Origin of the sequence: Nitrobacter sp. JJSN (assembly GCF_051912485.1) — a bacterium.
GTDB lineage: Bacteria > Pseudomonadota > Alphaproteobacteria > Rhizobiales > Xanthobacteraceae > Nitrobacter.
This window is the reverse complement of the sequence record NZ_CP196822.1, coordinates 3,632,584-3,658,000: the sequence shown is the minus strand read 5'-3', so window position 1 is coordinate 3,658,000 and position 25,417 is coordinate 3,632,584. Positions and strand designations below refer to the sequence as shown.

Sequence of the window (25,417 nt, the reverse complement as noted above, 5' to 3'; positions counted from 1 at the left end):
GTCTTGTGCCCAGCATTTTCTGTCGGAGGGCGGGATGCCGCCGGCAAGAGCGTGCGCATCGCGCTCCGTCAGCATGGGGGGGCGACGTTGCGAAGTGCTTGAGGACCGAGACTAAATCCTGTCCGTTGTGAACAGGGTTAACGACGTCTTAAAAAGCACAGAGCTGCTGCGAGGCCGGTCGGCGTGCGATGATGTGGCGACCGTTGACAAAAGCAGACCGCGGTCAGGCCGCGCGTTTGACGTCGTCAGCGAGCGCGCGATAGGAGAGAGCTTCGGCGAGGTGCAGCCGGCCGATCGTGTCGGCGCCGTCGAGCGTGCGGGCGACGCGCAGCACCCGGTGATAGCCGCGCGCTGACAGACGCATGCTTTCCGCGGCGTCGCGCAGCAACTTCAGCCCCTGTGCATCAGGTTGCGCGATGTTTTCCAGCACGGCGGCCGGAGCCTCGGCATTGGTGCGAACCTTCGGGAGTCCGAGTGCAGTATACCGTGCCGCCTGAATGTCGCGTGCCGCGGAAACACGGGCTGCGACTTCGGCCGATCCTTCAGACGAAGGCGGCAGAATAAGATCGGAGGCGGTTACGGCTGGCACCTCGATCCGCAGATCGATTCGATCCAGAAGAGGTCCGGAAATGCGGGTCTGGTAATCTGCAGTGCAGCGGTCGATGCGGCCGCGCTTGCAGGCGTAGCCGGGCTCAAAGGCGTGGCCGCAACGGCATGGATTCATCGCCGCCACCAGCATGAAGCGCGCGGGATAGGTCACGCGGTGATTGGCGCGGGAGACCGCGATTTCGCCGTTCTCAAGCGGCTGACGGAGCGAATCCAGGACGCGCGGATCGAACTCCGGCAGTTCGTCGAGAAACAGTACGCCATTATGCGCGAGCGAGATCTCACCGGGTTTGGCGCGCGTGCCGCCGCCCGTCAACGCGGCCATGCTGGCGGAATGATGTGGCGCGCGAAACGGCCGGCGCGCAGTGAGCGCCCCGCCGTCGATTTCGCCGGCCACGGACGCGATCATCGACACTTCCAAGAGTTCGGTCGGCGACAGTGGCGGAAGGATCGAGGGCAGGCGAGCCGCGAGCATCGATTTGCCGCTGCCCGGAGAGCCGGCCATCAACAAGTGATGTCCGCCGGCGGCAGCGATCTCAAGCGCACGCTTGGCGCTCTCCTGTCCCTTGATGTCGCGAAGGTCGAGAGCGGTACCCTGGGTTTCGCGAATCCGGGGCTGCGGCCGGGACAGAATCTGTGTCCCCTTGAAATGATTTGCGATCTGGATCAGCGAACTTGCCGCGATGATCTGAATGTCCGTGCTCGCCCAGGCCGCCTCCGCGCCACAGGCCAAGGGGCAAATCAGTCCCTCGTCGCGCGCATTCGCACCGATCGCAGCGGGAAGAACCCCCGCCACGGCCGCAATTGATCCGTCGAGGCCGAGTTCGCCGAGCACCGTAAACCCCGACAACGCGTCGGAGGGAATGGCTCCGATCGCTGCCATCAGGCCGAGCGCAATCGGGAGATCGTAGTGGCTGCCTTCCTTGGGCAGATCCGCTGGAGCCAGGTTGACGGTGATTCGTCTCGCTGGCAGCGCAAGACCTGAAGCGATCAGGGCAGCCCGCACCCGCTCCCGAGCCTCGGACACGGCTTTGTCCGGCAAGCCCACAATGTTGAAGGCGGGTAGGCCGGGAGCGACTTGCACCTGCACGTCGACCGCGCGCGCCTCGATGCCCTCAAACGCGACGGTGGATACCCGCTGAACCATGGCCGCCCCCTCTGCCATAGCCAAACTAGCTTACAACTCCCCCGAGTACAAGAACATTAAGAGAACGCGCATCCGAGGATTTTCATCCAGTGCTACGAACGTTTCGCCTCGATCCGATCCCAGATTTTCGCTGCAACGTCCGGACCGCCAAAAGTGGCAATCGCGCGGATGCCGGTAGGCGAGGTGACGTTGATCTCGGTGAGATTGCCGTCGATGACATCGATGCCGACGAACAGCAGTCCGCGCTCGCGCAACGCCGGACCGATGCGCTCACAGATCTCGCGCTCACGGGGCGTCAGATCGGTTGCCCGTGCCGCGCCGCCACGGACCATGTTGGAGCGCAGATCATCCGCGGCGGGCACGCGATTGACGGCGCCGGCGAATTCGCCGTCGACGAGGATGATGCGCTTGTCGCCCTGTTTCACCTCGGGCAGGAAGCGCTGGATCACCCATGGCTCGCGAAACGTCACCGAGAACATGTCGAATAGCGATCCGAAATTCATGTCTTGCGGCATCACGCGAAAGACCGCGGCTCCGCCGTGACCATGCAGCGGTTTCATCACGACCGCACCGTGTTCGGCGCGAAACGAATTGATCTCGTCGAGATCGCGCGAAATCAGCGTCGGCGGCATCAGTTCGGGGAAATCCATCACGAACAGCTTTTCCGGCGCGTCACGCACGCTTGCCGGGTCGTTGACCACCAGCGTCTTCGGATGAATGCGCTCGAGCAAGTGAGTCGTCGTGATGTAGGCCAGATCGAACGGCGGGTCTTGCCGCAACAGCACGACGTCAAAGGATTCCAGATAGGTGCGCGTTGCATCACCGAGCGCAAAATGATCGCCGTTCTGGTCGCGCACGGTCAACGGCTGAACCGGAGCGACTACGTCTTTGCCCCGCAAGGATAGTTTGTCCGGTGTGTAATACGAGACCGCGTGGCCGCGTCTTTGCGCCTCCAGCAGGAGCGCAAACGTCGAATCGCCGCGAACGTTGATGCGCGCGATGGGGTCCATCTGAACGGCGACTTTCAATTTCATCTTGCTCGTCCGGTTGATTTCAATCGAAGACGCCTGAACGCCTTAGTTTACGTGCTGGCATCGAATGCACCTAGCAGATGGCGCGGCAGACGTCGTGGCGCAATCAGCATTGCGTCGAAACGAAGCTCGAAAGTCGCATGCTCGGGATGCGCCATCAGCCAGCCTTGCGCGGCAGCGATGATCCGCTGTTGTTGCCGCGGCGTGACCGCATAGGCGGCCTCGTCGAGGCTGCGACGGGCCTTGACTTCGACGAAGGCGAGAAGCTGTCGCCGCCGCGCCACGATATCGATCTCGCCGTGAGGCGTGCGAAACCGGCGCGCCAGAATCCGATAACCTTTGACGATCAGATAGGCAGCGGCGCGACTTTCCGCCGAAATACCTGTACGGAAGGCTGCGACGCGCTCGGGCGCTGCTGTCTCTGCGCGCTCGGGGGAGCGATCCTTACGTGCGGCCATTGTCGTCCCTGGCCCGATTTTGTCCGGCGAGCTCGAGTGCGCGGGCATAAACTTCGCGTCGCGAGCGGCCTGAGATCTCGACCGCGCGAGCGACACTGTCCTTGACGCTGCTTTCCTTCAGCGAGGCCAGCAGCAGATCGTCCAGATCTTTGGATGACATCATGCCTGCATCTGCCGGGGGTGGCCCGACCACCAGCACAAACTCGCCCCGCGTTTCGAGTGTTTCGGCGGTTTGTGCAAGCTCCGCTAGGGGCGCGCGGCGGATATCCTCGTGCAGCTTGGTTAGTTCGCGGCAGATCGCGGCGTCGCGATTGCCGAGGATGGCTGCGAGGTTGCGCAAGGAGTCCTGGATGCGGCTCCCGGACTCGAACATGACCAGCGTGGCATCTATTCTTGCGAGTTCGGCAAGGCGCGTGCGGCGCGCGACCTCCTTTGCCGGCAGGAATCCCTCGAAGAAGAACCGGTCCGTCGGCAGCGCGGCCACCGCAAGCGCGGCCAGCACGGACGACGGTCCCGGCAGCGCGATGACCTGATGACCGGCGGCACAGACATCGCGCACCAGCTTGAAGCCCGGATCGGAAATCAGCGGCGTGCCGGCATCGGAGACCAGCGCGATGGAAGCGCCCTGCGCCAGTTGCTCCAGCATTTTCGGCCGGGCCGTCGCAGCGTTGTGGTCGTGGTAGGGCTTGAGCACGCCTGTGATCGAGAAGCGTTCGGTCAGGCGACGGGTGATGCGGGTGTCCTCGCAGGCAATGATATCGACGCCGGCGAGTGTCTCCAACGCGCGCAAGGTGATGTCGCCGAGATTGCCGATCGGCGTCGCGACCAGATAAAGACCCGGTGCAGCCTTGGCAGCAACCAGTTGATGGCCCGCGATGGAAAAAGTTCGAATGCCGGGAGTTTCGGCGCCCGATTTCAGTGAGGCGGATTTTGCGCGCATGCCGCGACATTCTATAGCGTTTTCGAGCGAAGTGGGTATCGGTTCGCGTCAAGAAACGGGTCAAACAAAAAGGGGGAAACCCGGCCCTCATTCATCAAAGCCGGAATGGCTCAAGAAATTGCACGAAAGGGCTTTTTTTTCTTGTTCTTCCGCACGGCGTTGGCGGGTTCCGTAGGCTCCGCAGAGTGGGGATGGCGCTAAAGTCGAGGCGGACACGATCCATTTGTTTTGGTTAACTGCCCGCCAGCAATATGTCTGATTCCCTCCCGAGATTACGCTTGGACCTGTTCGGATGGGTCCTTGATAAGGATAAGAATGACGGTTCCGTTCAAACCGAAACCTGAGCGTCAGGGCGCGACCCGTCGAACGGCGTTGGGCCTTGTCATTGGCGCGCCCCTGCTCGGGGCATGCTCGGGTATCCAGCAAACGCTGACCAGTCCTTCCTCGCAACCGGCGCCGTCCGGGCCGGCGCAGCAGGCGGTTACCATCGGAACGGGCCAGGTCAAGGTCGGACTGATTCTCCCGCTGTCGGCTGCAGGCAATGCAAGCATTGCGGCGCAATCGATGAAGAATGCAGCTGAAATGGCGCTGTCCGAGTTTCAGAACCCGAACGTCCAGCTGCTGATCAAGGACGACGCCGGCTCGGCGCAAGGCGCGCAGCAGAGCGCGCAACAGGCTCTCGATGAAGGCGCCGAAATCATCCTCGGTCCGCTATTCGCAGCGTCGGTTCCGGCGATCGCACAGGCGGCTCGGACCCGCGGCATCTCGGTGATCGCGTTCTCGACCGATTCAAGCGTCGCGGGCCGGGGCGTTTATCTTCTGAGCTTTCTCCCTGAATCGGATGTGAACCGGATCGTCGAATATGCCGCGAGCGTCGGCAAGCGCTCGTTTGCCGCCATGGTGCCCGAAAATGCCTATGGCAATGTCGTTGAGGCCGCCTTCAAGCAGGCGGTCGGCAAGCACGGCGGGCGTATTGCCGGATTCGAGAAATATGGCGCCGATCGCGCCAGCGCCGCGAAAAATGTGGCGCAGTCGCTTCGCTCGGCCGATGCGCTGCTCATCGCCGATGACGGCGATGCAGTGGTTTCGGTTGCCGACGCGCTCACGGCCGCGGGCGCTAACCTGCGCAATGTCCAGCTTCTCGGCACCGGTCTTTGGGACAATCCTCGCGTATCCGCCAGCGCGGCGCTGCAAGGCGGTCTCTATGCAGCGCCCGACCCCTCCGGCTTCCGCAGCTTCGCAGGCCGCTACCGCGCCAAATTCGGCGGCGAGCCCGTGCGCACGGCGACGCTAGCCTATGACGCCGTCGCGCTGGTGGCGGCGCTTGCCCGCACCCAGGGTGCGCAGCGCTTCTCGGCGGAGACGCTGACCAACGCGTCGGGCTTCGCCGGCATCGACGGGTTATTTCGATTCCGTTCCGACGGCACCAACCAGCGGGGCCTCGCTGTCATGCGTGTCGCTTCCGGCGGCGGCCAGCCGGTCGCTGGCTCGCCAAAAAGTTTTGGCGCCTGAGATTCAGTTTTGTTGACAACGTTCTTGACGCGAAACGGTACCCACTTCGCTTGAAAACGCTATGTCAGGCGGCGAGATCAGCCACCACGGCGTCGAGGACGGGAAAGCCGTCCTGCGTGACCCGCAAGCGGCCATCAGGGCTGATCGCGATCGCGCCCTCCTCGCGCAGGATTGCGATTCTCCGGGGATCGAGAAAGCGGCCCGAGAGCGCCGCGTAGCGCTGCGGATCGATGCCTTCGCGCAAGCGCAGTCCCATCAGCAGGAATTCGTCGGCGCGCTCTTCGCTGTTCAGGAGATCGTCTGTGACGGTCCCGTTGCCCATCGCCTCGACCCGCATGAGCCAGGCCTCGGGCCGCTTTTCGGTGGCGATGGCGTGCCTGCCGCCGTCGATGTCGAGACGTCCATGCGCCCCGGGGCCGATGCCCGCATATTGCTGGCCGCGCCAGTAAACCAGGTTGTGACGGCATTCCGCGCCGGGCCGCGCGTGATTCGAAATCTCGTAGGCGGGCAGGCCGTGACGCGCGCAGATCTCCTGCGTGACGTCATATAAAGCGCGCGCGATTGCCTCGTCGGGCGTCTTGAGTTTGCCGGCCGCGTGCAGACCGAAAAACGGCGTGCCCTCCTCAATGGTCAATTGATAGAGCGACAGATGCTCCGCGGCTTCGGAGATCGCGCGCTGCAATTCCTCGGTCCACATCGCCGGCGTCTGGTCGGGGCGCGCGTAGATCAGATCGAAGGAATAGCGATCGAACACCGAGCGCGCGATCGCAACCGCGTCCAGCGCCTCGCGCGCGGTGTGTAGCCGGCCGAGTGCCTTCAGCGAGGAATCGTCGAGCGCCTGCACGCCGAGCGACACGCGATTGACGCCCGCCGTGCGATAGCCGCGGAATCGTGTGGCCTCGACGCTGGTCGGATTGGCTTCCAGCGTGACCTCGACGTCATCGGCAACGCTCCAATGTTTTCCGATTGCGTCAAGAACAGCGCCGACGGTCTGGGGCTGCATCAATGACGGTGTACCGCCGCCGAGAAAAATCGAGGACACTTCGCTGCCGCGTGAGCGGGCGGCGGTGGTCTCGATCTCGCGCGCAAATGCCCGCACAAAGCGCTCTTCATCGATCGGCGCGTGGCGGACGTGACTGTTGAAATCGCAATACGGACATTTCGACAGGCAAAACGGCCAGTGGACGTAAACGCCGAATGCAGTGGTCGGATCAGCGCCGGTCAAGAGATATCTCCGCCAGCTTCACGAACGCGCGCGCCCGATGCGACAGGCCAAGGCCGTGCGGCGGAAGTCCGTGTTTCTCAATGCCGGTCATCTCGCCGAAGGTGCGCGTGTGCCCGTCCGGCAAAAACGCAGGATCATAGCCGAACCCGGCTGTGCCCCGCGGCGGCCAGACCAGTGTGCCGTCCACTCGCGCTTCGACTTCCTCGAGGTGATCGTCCGGCCAGGCAACGCACAGCGCCGAGACGAAGTGAGCCTTGCGCTTCTCCGGTGTCGTCGCGCCGCGCTCCTGTAACAGCCGCTCGATTTGGGTCATCGCTGCGGAAAAATCCTTGGTCTCGCCTGCCCAGCGCGCGGAGTGGATGCCGGGTGCGCCGTCGAGCGCATCGACGACCAGACCGGAATCATCGGCAAAAGCCGGAAGCTTGGCGCTTTTTGCCGCAGCGACGGCCTTGATCCGGGCATTGGCGCGGAAATCGTCGCCGGTCTCTTCGGGTTCGCCGAGACCGAGTTCGCCTGCGGAGATCGCCTCGATGCCGTACGGCGCGAGCAACTCGCGCATCTCGGCGAGCTTGCCAGGATTGTGGGTGGCGATCACGAGCTTGCCGGCGATTCGACGATGCATGGCCGATCCTATGACGAAAATCCTGCGGGCGGAGCGCGCACAGGAGGAATCACGCCACCGCCATTTTCTGCAAATCCACCAGCCGCGCGACCCCTTTTTTCGCGAGCGCCAGCAGCGCGAGAAACTCATCTTCCGAGAACGGCGTCTTCTCGGCGGTTCCTTGCACCTCGATGATGCGTCCGTCGCCGGTCATGACGAAATTGGCATCGGTGTCGGCTTCGGAATCCTCGGCGTAATCGAGGTCGAGGACCGGCGTGCCGTTGTAGATGCCGCATGAGACCGCCGCGACGTTATCGCGGAGTACGCTGGTCTTGAGCATGTTGCGGGCCTTCATCCAGCCGATGCAGTCGGCCAGTGCGACCCACGCGCCGGTGATTGACGCGGTGCGGGTGCCGCCGTCGGCCTGAATGACGTCGCAATCCACCGTGATCTGCCGCTCGCCGAGCGCCTCGAGGTCAACTGCGGCGCGCAACGAGCGGCCGATCAGGCGCTGGATTTCGACGGTCCGGCCGCCCTGCTTGCCGGCGGAGGCCTCGCGTCGGGTCCGCTCCAGCGTGGCGCGCGGCAGCATTCCGTATTCGGCCGTAACCCAGCCGCGGCCCTGACCCTTGAGCCACGGCGGCAGCCGTTCCTCCAGTGTCGCGGTCACCAGCACGTGGGTATCGCCGAATTTCACCATGCAGGAGCCCTCGGCGTATTTGACAACGCCACGTTCCAGCGACACGGCGCGCAGTTCATCCGGTGCACGACGGCTAGGCCGCATGGGAACTCCTCCAGCTAACTCATGAAATCGTCTTGTGGTGCTTTTAGGGGCGGGGAAGCGCACCGGCAAGGGTTAGAACTGCAATAAGGCTGCTTGTAACCGGTGCGTCGGAGAGACAAATTAGACTTGGCTGTTAGATGCAGCCAGTATGTGAGGGCGGGGAGATATCGTTGGTCCATCACGATCCGATCGGTCTGATCGCACCGAACGCCGGGCTTGCCCAGCTGAACGAGCGGTCGCGCGACATTTTTCGTCAGATCGTCGAGAGCTATCTCGCGACGGGTGAGCCCGTGGGCTCGCGTAACATTTCCCGCCTGATCACGATGCCGCTGTCGCCGGCATCGGTTCGCAACGTGATGTCGGATCTCGAACAACTCGGGCTGATTTATGCGCCGCATACATCGGCCGGACGTTTGCCGACCGAACTCGGCTTGCGGTTCTTTGTCGATGCCTTGATGCAGGTCGGCGACCTGACCGAGCCGGAGCGTCAGTCGATCCAGACCCAGCTTACGTCTGTCGGCAAGGCGCAATCGGTCGAGGCCGCGCTGGGCGAAGCCTTGACGCGGCTGTCGGGACTGACGCGCGCGGCGGCGGTTGTTCTGACGGCCAAGGCCAATGTGCGCTTGAAGCACATCGAATTTGTCAGGCTGGAGCCGGAGAAAGCGCTCGTTGTTCTCGTCGCCGAAGACGGACAGGTCGAGAACCGCGTGCTGACGCTCCAATCCGGCGTCCCGGCATCGGCGCTGACCGAAGCGTCGAATTTTCTGAATGCGCGAATCCGCGGGCGGACGCTCGCCGAGGCGCGCCTCGAGCTCGAGACCGCGCTGACGCAGAGCAAGGCGGAACTCGATCAGCTCACGCAGAAGGTCATTACGGCCGGGATTGCGAGTTGGTCCGGCGGCGACAGTGACGATCGGCAGCTGATCGTGCGCGGTCACGCCAATCTGCTGGAGGACTTGCACGCGCTGGAGGACCTCGAGCGGGTGCGGCTGCTGTTCGACGACCTCGAAACCAAACGCGGCGTGATCGACTTGCTCGGCCGCGCCGAGCGCGCCGACGGGGTCCGCATCTTCATCGGTTCAGAAAACAAGCTGTTCTCGCTATCCGGTTCCTCGACGATCATGGCGCCCTACAGCGATGGCGCTGGTCATATCGTCGGCGTCCTCGGTGTGATCGGACCGACCCGGCTGAACTACGCACGCGTGATCCCGATGGTCGATTACGCGGCCCGCATTGTCAGCCAGATGCTCGGCGGCTGAGCTCGCCCGCCGCCCGCCGCGCTTGATTTTTACGCCTGAACCACGATATCCCGCACGACCATCCCTTTTAATTCGAGACCATGTGCAAGAAGGCTGTGTAATGACCGATTCCGATGGCAAATCAAACAATTCCGGCGATCCGGCTCCGGAGGCCGAGCCAGTGGTATCCAAGCCTTACATCATGCCCGACGATCCCGAGGAGGGGGCGGTTGAAGCGCTGACCAAGGAGGTCGCGGACGCCAAGGATCGGATGCTGCGCACGTTGGCGGAGATGGAAAATCTGCGCAAGCGTACCGCGCGGGAGGTGTCGGATGCGCGAACTTACGGTATCTCGGGGTTCGCGCGCGACGTGCTGGATATTGCCGACAATCTGCAACGCGCGCTTGATGCGGTGCCGGCCGAAGCGCGCGCGGCGGCCGATCCCGGACTCAAAGCTCTGATCGAGGGCGTGGAGCTGACAGAGCGTTCGCTGCACAACGCGCTGGAGAAGCATGGTGTGAAGCGGTTCGATCCGGCCGGCGAAAAGTTCGATCCCAACGTTCATCAGGCCATGTACGAAGTTCCCGATCCGTCCGTCCCCGTCGGCACGATCGCGCAAGTCATTCAGTCCGGCTACATGATCGGCGAGCGGATATTGCGTCCAGCGCTGGTGGGCGTTGCGAAGGGCGGCACCAAGGCAACCGCTTCCGAATGAGGTTAGCCTGTTTTGCGGGCTAGGCTGCGATGTCAGCCGGCTTTGATTCCATCAAAGCCGGATAGTCCTAACGCGGACGGATACCGTCACGAACCGCACGAAACCGCGGAAACGTGGCAGACCACTCCTCCCGAGGAGTACTGCCGATCAGCCGCATTGCCGTGTTTCCGCTGCCGAACACCAGCCATTGGACGACGCTCACTGGCGTTTTCGTTTGGGCGTTGGTGGCGTCGATCCGTGTTTCAAAGCCGGGCGATCCGTTGATCCGGATCGGCTCGGACATGGTGATATGGGCCTCGCGCAGGTTGGGGATCGTGGTTGCGATGTCGCGGGCAAACCGGCCCCGATCGTCCGGTCGTTCGGGGGCTGACCCGACCGGGTTGATGATCAGGAAGGCCTTGCTGTCGATCTCCTTGTCCGTTTCGGCGTCGGAAAGCAGGATGGCTGCTCCCGGCGCCAGCGTACGGACCGTTTTAAAGGAGCTCAATTCGGTCAACTTGAAGGGCAATAAGCTGAGTTGCTCCTCGACCGGCACTTCCTTGCGCAGGGCTACTGTCGTGAACATCTTTCGCATGGCTTCGTCGGAATAGATCTTTTCGACGTTCTCCGGCACCTGCGCCGCGACATACCCGGAAAAGGTGTCGCCCGACACCACCATCGAATAGCGCCGGACGTTGTCGTTGCCGTTCTTGGCGGTTTCGACGATGAAATAGCCTTGTCCACTCGCGGTCTCGATGCCTTGGGGCTTTGGACCCTGGACGGTGGCTGTGTCGGACTTGGCGACGGCCTCCACGTCTCGGAAGGCAGCTGGGGGGAGTTCCGCGACCACGACCCTGACCCGATGATCGTCGGTTTCGAAGCCGGGAAATGTCTTTGCCGGGGAAAGGCCTATCAGCGGAACCAACCCAATTCTGGTGCCCGGTGCATAGATCAGGTCATCGGCGAAGGCGGCAGCGACGCTGGTCACCACACACAGAGCGGCTATCAGTTGCGAGAGATATCTCATGAGAACTTCTTGGATTTGTATTGAGGCCGTTCAATGATCGGTCGATACAACGCTCTCGCCGCTTCCGCCAGCCAGTCATGGTCAGCCGTTTTTGCAGCCTCCGCATTTCGTTAACAGATCTGGCAGCAATTTCGCGATTTGCTGAACGTCCGGAGGAAGCCACGCTTCCTTAAAAAATGGATGTTTTCGCCGCCCAGGGTCGCGCCGGTCCTTGCGGCCCCCACCCCCCCTCCTATATGAGGCACACCGTCGCAATATCGCGAGTATTTGATATCTGGGGGTCTGGATGAGGGTGCCGTCAGGGCCTGGCCGGACTGCCGCAACAAGAAGGATATAAGGACCATGGGAAAGGTCATTGGGATCGACCTCGGCACCACGAATTCGTGCGTGGCCGTAATGGACGGCAAGACGCCGAAAGTCATCGAAAACGCGGAAGGGATGCGGACCACGCCGTCCATTGTCGCCTTTAGCGACGATGGTGAGCGCCTCGTCGGCCAGCCGGCCAAGCGTCAGGCCGTGACCAATCCTGAGCGGACTATTTTCGCCGTCAAGCGTCTGATTGGCCGCCGTTATGACGACCCCACGGTCGAAAAGGACAAGAAGCTTGTCCCTTACAAGATTGCAAAGGCCGGCAACGGCGACGCCTGGGTCGAGGCCGACGGCAAGACCTATTCCCCTTCGCAGATTTCGGCTTTCACGCTTCAGAAGATGAAGGAGACCGCTGAAGCCCATCTGGGCCAGAAGGTCGATCAAGCCGTCATCACAGTTCCCGCCTATTTCAACGACGCGCAACGACAGGCGACCAAGGACGCCGGCAAGATCGCCGGGCTCGAAGTGTTGCGCATCATCAACGAGCCGACCGCGGCCGCGCTGGCCTACGGTCTCGACAAGTCGAAGGCCGGCACCATCGCCGTGTACGATCTCGGCGGCGGCACGTTCGACGTGTCGATCCTCGAGATCGGTGACGGCGTGTTCGAGGTGAAGTCGACCAACGGCGATACGTTCCTTGGCGGCGAAGATTTCGACATGCGCCTGGTCAACTATCTGGCTGACGAATTCCAGAAGGAGCAGGGCATCAACCTGCGCAACGACAAGCTGGCCTTGCAGCGACTGAAGGAAGCCGCCGAGAAAGCCAAGATTGAGCTGTCCTCCACCACGCAGACCGAAATCAACCTTCCGTTCATCACGGCCGACCAGTCCGGCCCGAAGCATCTGACGATGAAGCTTACCCGCGCCAAGTTCGAGGCGCTGGTCGATGATCTCGTCCAGAAGACCATCGAGCCGTGCCGCAAGGCGCTGAAGGATGCCGGTCTGACGGCGGGCGAGATCGGCGAAGTGGTGCTCGTCGGCGGCATGACGCGGATGCCGAAGGTTCAGGAAGTCGTCAAGCAGTTGTTCGGCAAGGAGCCGCACAAGGGCGTCAACCCGGACGAGGTTGTCGCGATCGGCGCGGCGATCCAAGCCGGCGTGCTGCAGGGCGACGTCAAGGATGTGTTGCTGCTCGACGTCACTCCGCTGTCGCTGGGCATCGAGACACTGGGCGGCGTGTTTACCCGGATCATCGATCGCAACACCACGATCCCGACCAAGAAAAGCCAGGTATTCTCGACTGCCGAGGACAACCAGAACGCCGTCACCATCCGCGTCTTCCAGGGTGAGCGCGAAATGGCGGCCGACAACAAGATTCTCGGCCAGTTCGATCTGATGGGCATTCCGCCGTCCCCGCGCGGCATGCCTCAGATCGAGGTTACGTTCGACATCGACGCCAACGGCATCGTCAACGTGTCGGCGAAGGACAAGGCGACCGGCAAAGAACAGCAGATCCGCATCCAGGCTTCTGGCGGTCTGTCCGAGGCCGACATCGAGAAGATGGTCAAGGATGCGGAGGCCAACGCAGCCGAGGACAAGAAGCGCCGCGAGTCCGTCGACGCCAAGAACCACGCCGACAGTCTGGTGCATTCGACCGAGAAGGCGCTGACCGAACACGGCTCGAAGATCGAGGAAAGCGAACGCCGCGCCATCGAGGATGCCGTCAGCGATCTGAAGGAGGCGCTGAAGGGCGACGACGCCGAGGCGATCAAGACCAAGACGAACACGCTGGCGCAGGCATCCATGAAGCTCGGCGAAGCCATGTACAAGCAGCAGGCTGAAACCGATGCAGCCAAGGATGCCGCGAAGGACGATGTCGTCGATGCGGAATTTACCGAGGTCGACGACGACAAGAACAACAAGAAGTCTGCTTAAGCGGCGAGAATGACCATGGCCCCCGTTGCCTCGGAGTACGCAGAGCGTCTCAAAGGGCGGGGGTCATGTTTCTTTAAGTGGGACGCTGCATCCTTCGACGAGCGAATCTTTCATGCGTCATCCGGGATGAAGCGACGTTCGGGCGGTGTGGACTGATGTCGACCAAGCGCTGTTACTACGAAACCCTTGAGGTCGATCGGAGCGCAGACGACTCCAGGCTCAAGGCGGCCTTTCGCAAACTGGCCATGAAATGGCATCCGGACAGAAATCCGGGCGATGCGAGCAGCGAGGTTCGCTTCAAGGAAATCAACGAGGCCTATGAAGTCCTGAAGGACGGCGACAAACGTGCCGCCTACGATCGGTTTGGTCACGCTGCATTCGAGCACGGCGGCATGGGCGGCGGCGGCGGCCCCGGATTTGGAGCGGGATTCGCTTCATCGTTCTCCGACATTTTCGAAGACCTGTTCGGGATGGCCGGACAGCGCGGCCGGGGTGGCGGCCGGGAGCGCGGCGCGGACCTTCGCTACAACATGGAAATCTCGCTGGAGGAAGCCTTCCAGGGCAGGACCGCTCAAATCGAAATTCCGGTTTCGGTCACTTGCGAGTCGTGTTCGGGCACGGGCGCCAAGGCGGGCACCAAGCCAAAGAACTGCGCGATGTGCGGCGGCGCTGGCCGGATTCGTCAGGCTCAGGGTTTCTTTACGCTGGAGCGCACCTGTCCCGGTTGTCAGGGACGTGGCCAGATGATCGAGGACCCCTGTCCGTCCTGCAGCGGTTCGGGCCGCGTCAGTCGCGAGCGGTCGCTATCGGTCAACATTCCAGCTGGCGTCGAGGACGGCACCCGCATCCGCTTGGCCGGCGAGGGCGAGGCCGGAATCCGGGGCGGGCCGCCGGGCGACCTCTACATTTTCCTTTCTCTTGCCTCGCATGAGTTCTTCCAGCGAGATGGTGCCGATCTGCATTGCCGCGTTCCCATCTCGATGGTCACAGCCGCGCTTGGCGGAGAATTCGAGGTGCCGACTATCGACAAGAGCAAGACCAAGGTGAAGGTGCCGTCCGGGACCCAGTCGGGCCGTCGGTTCCGCATCGCATCAAAAGGCATGCCGGTGCTGCGCTCGCGCCAGACCGGCGATATGTATGTGCAAGTGATGGTTGAAACGCCGCAAAATCTGACCAAGAAGCAGCAGGACCTCCTGGCCGAGTTCGAAAAACTATCGTCGGGTGCAACTCAACCCGAGGCGGCCGGTTTCTTCACTAAGGTCAAGGACTTCTTTGGCACCCGCGCGAGCCCATAGTCACCGTTTTGCTTGACCGTTTCGATTGCCGGCTGTACCTGTGTATAACTTAAGTCTGACATCCTGCCAGTATTGACCCACCTGGGTGCAAAATGCCTTTGCAAATGGCCGCGCGTGCGTTGAAGAAACCGCTCCGTCTTGACGACGAGGTTCGCTTTCTCCGCTCGTGGATCGAAAAACCGCTCCATATGGGGGCGGTCATGCCGTCTGGACGCCTCCTGGCTCGCACCATGGCCCAGTACGTCGATGTCGAATCGACCGACCCGGTTGTCGAGCTGGGACCGGGAACCGGTGCGATCACCAATGCGCTGATCGAGCACGGCGTCGATCAGAAGCGTCTTGTGCTGGTTGAATACGATCCGGGTTTTTGCGCGCTGCTTCGCGATCGTTACCCCCAGGCAACGGTCGTTCAGGGTGATGCCTATACGTTGCGGGATTCTCTGTGGAACGTGCTGAGCGCCCGCGCTTCGGCGATTGTCTCGGGCCTGCCGCTCGTCACCAAGCCGATGTTGACCCGTCTCAAGCTGATCCGGGATGCCTTCGCCACGCTCGCCCCCGGTGCGCCGTTCGTGCAATTCACCTATTCGGTTGTGCCGCCAATCCCCAAATCGCTGCCCGGTATTTCGACGGAAGCGTCCGAGCGGATCTGGATGAACCTCCCCCCTGCACGCGTCTGGGTGTATCGCAGGGGCTGACAGGCCAGCGCGGCGGCTGGTTTCTCTGCAAGGCGACCGACAGATCTGTCCGCGCCAAAAATACTCGTCATTCCCGGCTCGCTTCGCATCGGTTCGCACAATGCGAGGCTTGCCGCCGTTGCAGCCAAGGAATTTGTCCGGGCCGACGTCGAGGTCACCCGGATTTCGCTCGGCGATTTCCCGCTGCCGATCTACGACGCGGATCTGCAAGCAAAATCCGGTGTGCCCGCCAGCGCCATCCGCCTGACGCAGATGATCGGGTCGCATCACGGAATTCTCATTGTCACGCCGGAGTACAACGCCTCCCTGCCGCCATTGCTCAAGAACGCCATCGATTGGGTCTCGTGCGTTCAGGGTCCACGTGAAGCGCGCGGTCAGGTTTTTCATGCTCGTGCGTTTGCGATCGCGTCGGCCTCCGCGGGGCGCTTCGGGGGCGCGCGATGTCTGGCCCAGCTGCGCCTTGTACTCTCTGCCTGCCGGGCGATGGTGATACCAAATCAGCTCGCGCTGTCGTTTGCCGACAACGCCTATGACGACATGGAGCGGTTGAAGTATCCGGCCGATGCCGATGCGCTGACCGCGATGGTGCGCCAATTGATCGATGTCGCCGGAAACACGTGAATGCGGCTTGAAAAGACAGCGATCGCCTGACCGCCGTGCTTGATGCGAGCTGCGTTCGGAAGGCGGAATGGGCTCATCGAACGCTATGACATTGCTCAATCCGGCGTGCAGGCTGATGCAGACCTTGATCGGTTGCCGGGAAACGCCGCCCCCGCTATACCCGGAGAACATTTTGAGGACTCGGTCGTGGTCGATATGCGTTTGATTGTTGCGGGGGCGGGCGGCCGGATGGGCCGTGCCCTGGTGCGCGCGATGACGGAAACCAGCGGTGCGGTGCTGGCGGGGGCGCTCGAGTCGCCTGGCTCCGAGCTGATCGGAAAGGACGCCGGTGTTCTGGCCGGCCTTCCCGCCAACGGAATCGAAGTATCGGCAGATCTCTGGTCGCTGTCGGCGCATGCCGACGGTATCCTGGATTTTACGGTTCCGGCCGCGACCATCGCGAATGTTGCCATCGCCGCCGAACGCGGTCTGGTTCATGTCATCGGCACCACCGGCCTGTCGGCTTCGGATATGGCGGTTATCAAGAGTGTGACCTCGCGCACGGTGGTCGTGCAGTCGGGCAATATGAGTCTGGGCGTCAATCTGCTCGCCGCGCTGGTGAAACGGATGGCGCAATCGCTGGACGAGAGTTTCGATATCGAAGTTCTTGAAATGCATCATCGGGCCAAGATCGACGCGCCATCCGGCACCGCGCTGATGTTGGGACAGGCGGCGGCCGACGGCCGCAAGATCGTGTTGGATCAACACGTGGCGCGCGGGCGCGATGGTTTCACCGGAGCCCGCAAATCGGGCGACATTGGTTTTGCCTCGCTCCGCGGCGGCACCGTGTCCGGGGATCACAGCGTCATCTTCGCGGGTCCGTATGAGCGCATAACGTTGTCTCATCATGCCGAAGACCGGATGATTTTCGCGCATGGTGCGTTGAAGGCCGCGAAGTGGGCGCACGGCAAGACACCCGGCCTTTATTCGATGGCCGACGTGCTCGGGCTGGGCAACCTTTAGCATCCACGGCTATCAGGACTAGGAATAGGCAGAATGAGCGAACGTCTTCTGGTGCTCGTGCGTCACGGCCAGAGCGAATGGAATTTGAAGAACTTGTTCACGGGCTGGAAGGATCCGGATTTGACCGAGCTTGGCGTGACTGAAGCGAAGGATGCAGGGCGCAAGCTCAAAGCGCAGGGTTTCGCGTTCGACATTGCCTTTACCTCGCTGTTGATCCGCGCCGAGCACACGCTCGACCTCGTGCTGAAGGAATTGGGCCAGACCGGAATTCCGGTCAGAAAAGATCAGGCGTTGAACGAACGCGATTACGGCGATCTTGCAGGCCTCAACAAGGATGAGGCCCGCAAGAAATGGGGCGAAGAACAGGTGCTGATCTGGCGCCGGTCGTATGACGTGCCACCGCCAGGGGGTGAGAGTTTGAAGGATACGCTGGCGCGCACGCTGCCGTACTTTGTGCAGGAAATCCTGCCGTGCGTGCTGCGCGGCGAGTCTACGCTCGTCGCGGCGCACGGCAACTCACTGCGCGCGCTCGTCATGGTGCTGGAAAAACTGTCGCGGGAACAGATTCTCAAGCGCGAACTTGCAACTGGTGCGCCCTTGATCTATCGGCTGAACGCTGATGCGACCGTGGCCTCGAAGCTTGATCTGGCGGCCTGAAAAGCTTTTTAGAGCGTTTTCGAGTGAAGTGGATACCGGTCGCGTGGAGAAAACGCGTCAGATCAAAATTGTTGAGCCTCGATTCTGATTCCATCAGAAGCGGAAAGGCTCTACTCGAGGCCGATCTGCCCGGCTTCCCAACCCAGCATCGCCTGCTTGCGGGTGAGTCCCCAGTGATACCCGGTCAGTGCGCCGCTCTTGCCGAGCACGCGATGGCAGGGAACGACGAATGATACCGGGTTCTTTCCGACTGCGGCGCCGACGGCGCGCGAGGCCTTCGGGCGGTCCACGTTGGCGGCGATGCTTGAATAGGTCGTGGCCTTGCCTAGGGGAATCTTGAGAAGGGTTTGCCAGACCCGAACCTCGAAATCCGTGCCGATCAGAACCACACGCAATGGCTGATCCGCTCGCCAGAGTTTTGTATCGAACACGCGCTGCGCAAGCGTCGCCGTTCGGGCTTGATCCTCAACATAGGTTGCGTTGGGCCAGCGCCGTTTCATATCGGCCAGCGCGGCTTGCTCCCCGCCGGCGTCGGCGAAAGCGAGTCCCGCAAGGCCGCGGTCGCTGGCGATCACGATCGCGGCTCCGAACGGCGAGGGGTGAAAGCCGAAGGCCAGCCTCATGCCGTCGCCGCCGTTTTTCCATTCGCCGGGCGACATCGCCTCATGCGTGACGAACAGGTCGTGCAGGCGGCCCGGACCGGAGAGGCCGGAGTCGAGGGCTGCGTCGAGCACGCTGGCGGAATTGCGCAACAGCCCCTTAGCGTGGTCGAGCGTCAGCGCCTGCATGAAGGCCTTTGGGGTCAGGCCCGCCCAGCGGCGGAAGAGGTGATGCAGTTCATCCGGCGTCACACCGGCGGCATCGGCCATCGCTTCGATCGTCGGCTGCGATCGCCAAGATTTTGAGATGAAAGCGATCGCGCGCCGCACCGAATCGTAGTCGCGCACGGCAGCGGTCTGCGCACCCGGTTTTGTGAGGCGCGGATCGGACAGAGCAAGATTTTTTTCGAGCTTCATCATGGCCCAGAATGTAGGACGGCCGCCGTGTCGCAGCCACCCGATTCCCGCGACGGCCTTTAGGTGATCGGATTGTAGATCGGACCACGTTTCGCGATTTGGAGCGCCTCAGAGAAGGCTTTGACAAAACTCGACTTCTCGTCCGGACCCAGAAAATTCGCGATCGAGATCCGGCGGCCGCGCGAAACCAGATAGAGCCGCTCGATGCCAAACTCCTCGTGGACTATCTGGTCGAGCTGCACCCATAGCGGGTTCAAAACCCACTCGACGATATGACCGCGGTGAGTGGTGCGGCGCACCCGCAACTCGAAATGGGTGATGGAAATTTCCTCGGTGGCTTTGGCGCGCTGGAAGTTGACCCGGAATGCCCAGTAGATGGCGAGGACGTCGAGGCCGAAAAAGCCAAACACCGGCCAAGCGCCCATCATCAGGAACACCATTCCCGCGACAAAACTCACCAGGGTCAGAATCGCCATCATCACCATGAAACGGACCCGATTCATCGAGCGATGCGGTGTCAGCAGCGCCGAAAATAACGGCGGCTCGCTGAGCTCCGGACCATCCATGTCATTGCGTGACATCATCGGAAATCAGTATACCACGATCATGTTGAAAACCACCCGCCGCACCTCCGGAACGCCGAAGTCCGCGGCGAAATCGAAGCAGGCCCGGGCGGCAAAAAAGCCCGGAAAATCGGCGTCGACATCCGAGGCAAAAGCCGTCGCCAAGACCACCCAGTCTAACGCCGAGCGGCCTGCCAGGCCGGCGCGTGGATCGGCGGCGCTCACACCGTCCCACAGGGACTGGACGCGGGCCGAAGTTCGGGAAGCCTTCACGCGTTTCCGCAAGGCCAATCCTGAGCCCAAGGGCGAACTCGAGCATCTCAACCCCTACACGCTGCTGGTCGCGGTAGTGCTCTCGGCGCAGGCGACCGACGCAGGTGTCAACAAGGCGACTCGCGCGCTGTTCGCAGCCGCCGACACGCCTGCCAGGATGCTGGCGCTCGGCGAGGAGAAGGTCCGCGATTACATCAAGACCATCGGGCTCTATCGCAACAAGGCGAGGAACATCATCGCGCTGTCGGAAAAACTGCTTGCGGATTTCGATGGCGAAGTCCCGCGCAGCCGCGCCGGGATCGAATCGCTGCCCGGCGCGGGACGCAAGACCGCAAACGTCGTGCTCAACATGGCATTCGGAGAGCACACCATGGCGGTTGATACCCATGTCTTTCGTGTCGGCAATCGCACCGGGATGGCGCCGGGCAAGACCCCGCTCGAGGTTGAGCTCGGACTCGAGCGCGTGATCCCGGACGAGTTCATGCTGCACGCCCATCACTGGCTGATCCTGCACGGACGCTACACCTGCCTCGCGCGATCGCCGCGCTGCGCAGTGTGCCTGATTAACGATCTGTGCCGCTGGCCGGAAAAGACGATCTAGAACACTCGCTCATCCATCGTCTCCGCGGGCTGGGAGTAACTCTGGCCTCGCTCGCTGCGGCTGCAGACGAAACGCGAACACCGACGTTTGGGTTCCCGCGCCGAACCCTATTGCAAAACAAAAGCTGCAAAACAAAAAGGCTCCGGTCGAAACCGGAGCCTTTGGTTGGTTGCAACAAGGAAGCTGACGCTTACTTGTCGGTACGCTGTTTCAGTGCGGTGCCGAGGATGTCGCCCAGCGTCGCGCCCGAGTCGGATGAGCCATATTGCGCAATGGCTTCCTTCTCTTCGGCGACTTCCAGCGCCTTGATCGAGACCTGCACCTTGCGGGCCTTCTTGTCGAACTGGATGACACGGGCATCGACCTTCTCACCGACGGCGAAACGCTCGGTGCGCTGGTCGTTGCGGTCGCGCGCCAGTTCCGAGCGCTTGATGAAGGTCTGGAACTCGGTGCCGGCGATCTGCACCTCGATGCCGCCGTCCTTGACCTCGATTACCTCGCAGGTCACGACCGCACCTTTCTTGACGTCGCCCGGCTCGGCGAACGGGTCGCCTTCGAGCTGCTTGACGCCGAGCGAGATGCGCTCCTTCTCGACGTCGACGTCGAGCACGATGGCCTTGACCATGTCACTGCGCTTGAAGTTGTCGATGACCTGCTCGCCCGGCACCTTCCAGTCGAGGTCGGAGAGATGGACCATGCCGTCGACGTCGCCCTCGAGGCCGAGGAACAGGCCGAACTCGGTCTTGTTCTTGACTTCGCCCTCCACGGTCGAACCGACCGGGTGCTTTTCGACGAACGCTTCCCAGGGGTTGCGCATGGTCTGCTTGAGGCCGAGCGAAATCCGGCGCTTGACGCTGTCGACTTCGAGCACCTGCACCTCGACTTCCTGCGAGGTCGAGACGATCTTGCCGGGGTGCATATTCTTCTTGGTCCACGACATTTCGGAAACGTGGATCAGCCCCTCGATGCCCGGTTCCAGTTCGACGAACGCGCCGTAGTCGGTGATGTTGGTGACGCGGCCGGTGAAACGGGAATTGAGCGGATACTTCCCCTCGATGCCCTGCCACGGATCGTCAAGGAGTTGCTTCATGCCGAGCGAGATACGGTGAGTCTCGTGGTTGATCTTGATAATCTTGACCTTCACCGTCTGGCCGATGGCCAGTACCTCGGTCGGATGGTTGACACGGCGCCAGGCGATATCGGTGACGTGCAAGAGACCATCGATGCCACCGAGATCGACGAACGCGCCGTAGTCGGTGATGTTCTTGACGACGCCGTCGATCACCTGACCCTCTTCGAGGTTCTGCACCAGCTCCTGGCGCTGCTCGGCGCGGGTCTCTTCCAGAACCGTGCGGCGGGAGACGACGATGTTGCCGCGGCGGCGATCCATCTTGAGGATCTGGAACGGCTGGGTGTTGTTCATCAGCGGGCCGACGTCGCGAATCGGGCGGATGTCCACCTGCGAGCGTGGCAGGAAGGCAACCGCGCCATCGAGATCGACGGTGAAGCCGCCCTTGACCTGATTGAAGATGACGCCGTGCACCTTCTCGTTGTTCTGAAACGCCTTTTCGAGCTTGCCCCAGCTTTCCTCGCGGCGCGCCTTGTCGCGCGACAGCACGGCCTCGCCGAGCGCGTTCTCGATGCGATCGAGGAACACCTCGACTTCGTCGCCGACCTTCAGGCTGCTCTCGCGGCCGGGTCCGGAAAATTCGCGCAGCGCCACGCGGCCTTCGGTCTTGAGGCCGACGTCGATGACGGCCATGTCCTTCTCGATCGCAACCACCTTGCCCTTGATGACGGAGCTTTCCTGCAGGTTGCCGCCTGCGAAGGACTCTTCGAGCATTGCGGCGAAATCATCACGGGACGGGTTGTGGGTATCAGTCGAAGCCATTTGTTCTCCAATGCGGGATACTTGCCGGCCGTTCGGGTTGATGGGCGTATCGCGCGGGAAGGGTCAGGGTCCGCAGCCCTGACGACCGTCGTGCGGGGACTTGCACAACGGGCCGGCAGCTACCTTCACGTTCGAAACGATGATGTGATCCGGAGCCTGCGCGAGCGATCGATCGCAAAACGATCGATGTTCAAGACCTGAGCGGGGCGTTCCTCCAATGACGGCGGGAGTTTGAAACTCCGGCCGGCCCGCTCGGACGGCCTCGACATTATCGATGGCGGCCCGGACATGCAGGATATAACGGCCAAGTCCCGTCGCGGCAAGATGGAATCCGCGTCCCGCGGAGATGGAGCGATGGCCTCAAAAGTTCCGATGTCTCGGCGTTGTCCTGTAGCGTTTTCGAGCGGCGAATGTGCTCGCGCTTGACCGATTGGCGTCAAGAAAACGCGTCAAAACAAGAGGCTGGAACCCCGGCTCTTGAGCCGAAACAGCTCTAACGGGCCGCTTTCACCGCCTCGACGATCGCGATGGCGGCTTTCAGGCCAGCCTCGATGTCGAGGTCGGAATTATCCAGCACATGGGCGTCTGCGGCTGCCTTCAGCGGCGCGACGGGCCGGTTGCGGTCCCGCTCGTCGCGCTTGAGGATGTCTGCCAGAACCACCGCCTCATCGGCTTCCTCGCCGCGCGAGCGCGCCTCGAGTGTGCGCCGGCGGGCCCGCACGACCGGATCGGCCACCACGAAAATCTTCACGTCGGCGTCGGGGCAGATCACGGTGCCGATGTCGCGGCCGTCGAGTACTGCGCCCGGCGGCTCGATTGCGAACTGGCGCTGGAACGTCAGAAGCGCCTCGCGCACGCGGGGAAAGACTGACACCACCGAAGCGGCCTCGCCGATCGCCCGGGTTTTCAGGGCCGGATGGCCGAATTTTTCCGGATCGAGCTCAAGCGCGGCCGCGACCGCGCGCTCTTCATCGGTCGGGTCCACGCCGGCGTCGATCAAGGCTTTCGCGACAGCGCGATAGATCACCCCGGTATCGAGATGGCGAAAGTGATAATGCGCGGCGAGGCGCTTGCCGAGCGTGCCTTTTCCCGAAGCCGCAGGTCCGTCGATGGCGATGATCATGCGAAATCCGCTCCCAGCCGCCGCATCATCGGAGTGAAATCCGGAAAGCTCGTGGCGATGAAGGCGGTGTCATCGACCTTGACCGGCGCATCCGACGCGCAACCCATCACCAATGCCGACATCGCGATGCGATGATCCATGTGGGTCGTGACGAGACCGCCGCCGGGAACATGGCCGCGCCCTTCGACGATCAGGTCGTTGCCGGCGATCTCGACCGCGACGCCGTTGACGCGCAGCATGGCGGCGGCGGCTTCGAGGCGATCGGATTCCTTGACGCGCAATTCGTGCAGGCCGCGCATCACGGTGGTGCCTTCGGCAAACGCAGCGGCGACAGCGAGCACCAGATATTCGTCGATCATCGATGGTGCGCGCGTGGCCGGAACCTCGACGCCGCGCAGCTTTGAGGCGCGCACCCGCAGTTGCGCCATCGGCTCACCGGCATCGGTGCGCGTCTCGCTCTCCTCGATCGACGCGCCCATTTCGCGCAGCGTGGCGAACAGGCCGGTTCGCAAGGGGTTGGTCATCACGTCGGTCAGCACGATGTCGGAGCCCTCGGCGATCAGCGCCGCAACAATCGGAAACGCTGCCGATGACGGGTCGGCCGGCACCGTGACCCCGGCGCCATGCAGTTCGGGCTGTCCGGTCAGCGCGATGCGGCGGCCGTGACCGCCTTCATGCTGCGAGGTGATGTCGGCGCCAAAATGCTTCAGCATCAGCTCGGTGTGGTCGCGGCTCGCCTCGCTCTCGATGACGGTGGTGATGCCCGGCGCCGACAATCCCGCCAGCAGCACCGCCGACTTGATCTGCGCCGATGCGACCGGCGTACGGTACGTGATCGGCAGCGGATCGCGCGCGCCCTGCAACGACAATGGTAGCCGGCCGCCGTCGCTTTGCGAGATCACTCGCGCGCCCATTAATTCCAGCGGATCGAGAATGCGCCGCATTGGCCGCGAGCGCAGCGATCCGTCCCCGTCGAAGGTTGCGGTGATCGGACAACCGGCCACCGCGCCCATCACGAGGCGGCATCCAGTGCCGGAGTTGCCGAAATCGAGCGGGGCCTCTGGCGTCGCGAACCCGCCGGTGCCGACACCGCGCACCGACCAGACGATCTCGCCTTTGTCTTCGGTCCGCCGCTCGACCTTTGCCCCCAGTGCCCGCATCGCCTTGGCGGTGTTGAGCACGTCCTCGCCCTCGAGAAGCCCCGAGATCCGGGTTTCCCCGACCGCCAGCGCGCCCAGAATCAGGGCGCGGTGAGAGATCGACTTGTCGCCCGGCACCCGAACGCGTCCGGTCAGGGACTGGCATCTTCGTGCCTGGAGCGGCGTCGGCTGGCCGGAATGACTCAAGATCGCGGGTTCCTGTTGTGCGCGGCTGGTATCACAGGGGCGCCAGCGCGTCACGTCTGCAGCCTCGTCTGCAAAGCGCTATTGACAGGGCCGTCGCAACTAGCCAAGTGAAGCACCGCTTTCAAAGAAATCCCGGGATTCCACACGTGGCCAAATCCGAGCTCGGAACCAAGCGAATTTGCCCGACGACTGGCAAGAAGTTCTACGATCTGAACAAGAGTCCGGTGATATCGCCCTACACCGGCGAGGTCGTGCCGATCGTCGTGGCGCCAGTACGGGTTCCGCGCGGCGAGGCGGCCCGCGCCGCCGCTGCCACGGCTGCCGCGTCCGATGCGGCACCGGAGCCCGCCGAGGCCGAAGGGCTGGTCTCGCTGGAGGAGGCCGACGCCGAGGAGAATACCGGGAAGGTCAAGAAGGCCGTCGTCCCGGAATCCGAGGATGATATCGAGATCGACGACACCCTCGACGATGACGAGGACGACGACTCCACCTTCATTGCAGACGAGGAAGAGGGCGATGAGGACGTGACCGACATCATCGGTGACGTCGGAGACGACGAGGAGACTTGAGATCGGCCCTGAACTGTGGTTCAGGGTCTTAAGATCGGGCTGCCCTGATTTGGTGCGGACCGGTCGAGGGGCCATAGCTCAGCTGGGAGAGCGCTTGCATGGCATGCAAGAGGTCGGCGGTTCGATCCCGCCTGGCTCCACCACGCCTCACCCAAGAAATCTCCACTACCATTATAATTATAATAATATCCGTTGCTTGACATACGTCGGCCGGGAGAAGGTCCGTGTGGGCCGGTCCGGATTTTGGCCTTTCCCTGG

Annotated in this window: 24 protein-coding genes and 1 tRNA gene; 12 read left to right on the top strand and 13 right to left on the bottom strand. The window is 62.5% G+C overall.

What is annotated here, in order from left to right; translation table 11 throughout:
* Positions 1-223: 223 nt before the first annotated feature.
* The 4 genes from ACSZOQ_RS17805 to rsmI form a co-directional block, all read right to left on the bottom strand.
* Entirely contained in the window at positions 224-1,753 is a 1,530-nt protein-coding gene (locus ACSZOQ_RS17805) for a YifB family Mg chelatase-like AAA ATPase (protein WP_439923727.1), read from the bottom strand.
* Between the two features lie 92 nt (positions 1,754-1,845).
* Complete coding sequence (gshB, locus tag ACSZOQ_RS17800) at positions 1,846-2,787, bottom strand: glutathione synthase (protein WP_439923726.1); 942 nt, start codon at positions 2,785-2,787, stop codon at positions 1,846-1,848.
* Positions 2,788-2,834: 47 nt separating this feature from the next.
* Positions 2,835-3,242 (bottom strand): YraN family protein, encoded by a 408-nt coding sequence (locus ACSZOQ_RS17795; RefSeq protein WP_439923725.1) that lies wholly within the window; start codon positions 3,240-3,242, stop codon positions 2,835-2,837.
* A complete protein-coding gene (rsmI, locus tag ACSZOQ_RS17790; protein WP_439923724.1) occupies positions 3,229-4,182 on the bottom strand; it encodes a 16S rRNA (cytidine(1402)-2'-O)-methyltransferase in 954 nt (317 codons plus the stop codon). Before rsmI ends, ACSZOQ_RS17795 begins: the two co-directional genes overlap by 14 nt.
* A gap of 315 nt (positions 4,183-4,497) precedes the next feature.
* Between rsmI and ACSZOQ_RS17785 the strand changes: the two genes are divergently transcribed.
* Complete coding sequence (locus ACSZOQ_RS17785) at positions 4,498-5,694, top strand: penicillin-binding protein activator (protein ID WP_439923723.1); 1,197 nt, start codon at positions 4,498-4,500, stop codon at positions 5,692-5,694.
* Between the two features lie 64 nt (positions 5,695-5,758).
* Here ACSZOQ_RS17785 and hemW read toward each other — a convergent pair whose 3' ends face one another.
* The 3 genes from hemW to rph are packed head-to-tail and all read right to left on the bottom strand — an operon-like array spanning position 5,759 to position 8,304.
* Positions 5,759-6,919, bottom strand: a complete 1,161-nt coding sequence (hemW, locus tag ACSZOQ_RS17780; protein ID WP_439923722.1) for a radical SAM family heme chaperone HemW — start codon at positions 6,917-6,919, stop codon at positions 5,759-5,761.
* The gene (gene rdgB / locus ACSZOQ_RS17775; RefSeq protein WP_439923721.1) at positions 6,906-7,541 is read right to left on the bottom strand and encodes an RdgB/HAM1 family non-canonical purine NTP pyrophosphatase; all 636 of its coding nucleotides are present in this window, start codon (positions 7,539-7,541) and stop codon (positions 6,906-6,908) included. Before rdgB ends, hemW begins: the two co-directional genes overlap by 14 nt.
* Positions 7,542-7,590: 49 nt before the next feature.
* Positions 7,591-8,304 carry a ribonuclease PH gene (rph, locus tag ACSZOQ_RS17770; RefSeq protein WP_439923720.1) on the bottom strand — a complete coding sequence of 238 codons (714 nt, stop codon included), beginning with the start codon at positions 8,302-8,304 and terminating at the stop codon, positions 7,591-7,593.
* A 170-nt stretch (positions 8,305-8,474) separates the two neighbouring features.
* On the opposite strand from rph, the gene hrcA reads away from it, so the two are divergent.
* Together hrcA and grpE are read left to right on the top strand one after the other, a co-directional pair.
* Positions 8,475-9,563, top strand: a complete 1,089-nt coding sequence (gene hrcA / locus ACSZOQ_RS17765; protein ID WP_439923719.1) for a heat-inducible transcriptional repressor HrcA — start codon at positions 8,475-8,477, stop codon at positions 9,561-9,563.
* 100 nt (positions 9,564-9,663) lie between these two features.
* Positions 9,664-10,257 carry a nucleotide exchange factor GrpE gene (gene grpE, locus ACSZOQ_RS17760; RefSeq protein ID WP_439923718.1) on the top strand — a complete coding sequence of 198 codons (594 nt, stop codon included), beginning with the start codon at positions 9,664-9,666 and terminating at the stop codon, positions 10,255-10,257.
* 67 nt (positions 10,258-10,324) lie between these two features.
* Here the strand turns inward: grpE and ACSZOQ_RS17755 are convergent, their stop codons facing one another.
* Complete coding sequence (locus tag ACSZOQ_RS17755) at positions 10,325-11,263, bottom strand: hypothetical protein (RefSeq protein WP_439923717.1); 939 nt, start codon at positions 11,261-11,263, stop codon at positions 10,325-10,327.
* 342 nt (positions 11,264-11,605) lie between these two features.
* On the opposite strand from ACSZOQ_RS17755, the gene dnaK reads away from it, so the two are divergent.
* The 6 genes from dnaK (at position 11,606) to ACSZOQ_RS17725 (ending at position 17,777) form a co-directional block, all read left to right on the top strand.
* Complete coding sequence (dnaK, locus tag ACSZOQ_RS17750) at positions 11,606-13,507, top strand: molecular chaperone DnaK (protein WP_439923716.1); 1,902 nt, start codon at positions 11,606-11,608, stop codon at positions 13,505-13,507.
* A gap of 155 nt (positions 13,508-13,662) precedes the next feature.
* The gene (dnaJ, locus tag ACSZOQ_RS17745; RefSeq protein ID WP_439923715.1) at positions 13,663-14,802 is read left to right on the top strand and encodes a molecular chaperone DnaJ; all 1,140 of its coding nucleotides are present in this window, start codon (positions 13,663-13,665) and stop codon (positions 14,800-14,802) included.
* A 92-nt stretch (positions 14,803-14,894) separates the two neighbouring features.
* Entirely contained in the window at positions 14,895-15,497 is a 603-nt protein-coding gene (locus ACSZOQ_RS17740) for a class I SAM-dependent methyltransferase (protein ID WP_439923714.1), read from the top strand.
* Positions 15,498-15,542: 45 nt separating this feature from the next.
* Positions 15,543-16,118 (top strand): NADPH-dependent FMN reductase, encoded by a 576-nt coding sequence (locus ACSZOQ_RS17735; protein WP_439926124.1) that lies wholly within the window; start codon positions 15,543-15,545, stop codon positions 16,116-16,118.
* Between the two features lie 186 nt (positions 16,119-16,304).
* Positions 16,305-17,120 carry a 4-hydroxy-tetrahydrodipicolinate reductase gene (gene dapB, locus ACSZOQ_RS17730; protein WP_439923713.1) on the top strand — a complete coding sequence of 272 codons (816 nt, stop codon included), beginning with the start codon at positions 16,305-16,307 and terminating at the stop codon, positions 17,118-17,120.
* Between the two features lie 33 nt (positions 17,121-17,153).
* Entirely contained in the window at positions 17,154-17,777 is a 624-nt protein-coding gene (locus ACSZOQ_RS17725) for a 2,3-bisphosphoglycerate-dependent phosphoglycerate mutase (RefSeq protein ID WP_439923712.1), read from the top strand.
* Positions 17,778-17,887: 110 nt separating this feature from the next.
* Here the strand turns inward: ACSZOQ_RS17725 and ACSZOQ_RS17720 are convergent, their stop codons facing one another.
* Positions 17,888-18,796: a methylated-DNA--[protein]-cysteine S-methyltransferase gene (locus ACSZOQ_RS17720; RefSeq protein ID WP_439923711.1), complete on the bottom strand. Its 909-nt coding sequence runs from the start codon at positions 18,794-18,796 to the stop codon at positions 17,888-17,890.
* A gap of 56 nt (positions 18,797-18,852) precedes the next feature.
* The gene (locus tag ACSZOQ_RS17715) at positions 18,853-19,377 is read right to left on the bottom strand and encodes a DUF2244 domain-containing protein (RefSeq protein WP_439923710.1); all 525 of its coding nucleotides are present in this window, start codon (positions 19,375-19,377) and stop codon (positions 18,853-18,855) included.
* A gap of 22 nt (positions 19,378-19,399) precedes the next feature.
* On the opposite strand from ACSZOQ_RS17715, the gene nth reads away from it, so the two are divergent.
* A complete protein-coding gene (gene nth, locus ACSZOQ_RS17710; RefSeq protein WP_439923709.1) occupies positions 19,400-20,230 on the top strand; it encodes an endonuclease III in 831 nt (276 codons plus the stop codon).
* 190 nt (positions 20,231-20,420) lie between these two features.
* Here the strand turns inward: nth and rpsA are convergent, their stop codons facing one another.
* From rpsA to aroA, 3 genes are all read right to left on the bottom strand, one after another.
* Positions 20,421-22,121 carry a 30S ribosomal protein S1 gene (rpsA, locus tag ACSZOQ_RS17705; protein WP_439923708.1) on the bottom strand — a complete coding sequence of 567 codons (1,701 nt, stop codon included), beginning with the start codon at positions 22,119-22,121 and terminating at the stop codon, positions 20,421-20,423.
* Positions 22,122-22,614: 493 nt separating this feature from the next.
* Positions 22,615-23,244 (bottom strand): (d)CMP kinase, encoded by a 630-nt coding sequence (gene cmk, locus ACSZOQ_RS17700; RefSeq protein ID WP_439923707.1) that lies wholly within the window; start codon positions 23,242-23,244, stop codon positions 22,615-22,617.
* A complete protein-coding gene (aroA, locus tag ACSZOQ_RS17695; RefSeq protein ID WP_439923706.1) occupies positions 23,241-24,590 on the bottom strand; it encodes a 3-phosphoshikimate 1-carboxyvinyltransferase in 1,350 nt (449 codons plus the stop codon). The genes cmk and aroA overlap by 4 nt, the downstream gene beginning before the upstream one ends.
* Before the next feature lie 146 nt (positions 24,591-24,736).
* Here aroA and ACSZOQ_RS17690 point away from each other — a divergent pair, with 146 nt between their 5' ends.
* Together ACSZOQ_RS17690 and ACSZOQ_RS17685 are read left to right on the top strand one after the other, a co-directional pair.
* Complete coding sequence (locus tag ACSZOQ_RS17690; protein ID WP_439923705.1) at positions 24,737-25,159, top strand: TIGR02300 family protein; 423 nt, start codon at positions 24,737-24,739, stop codon at positions 25,157-25,159.
* Between the two features lie 67 nt (positions 25,160-25,226).
* Positions 25,227-25,302, top strand: a tRNA-Ala gene (locus ACSZOQ_RS17685).
* Positions 25,303-25,417: the final 115 nt, after the last annotated feature.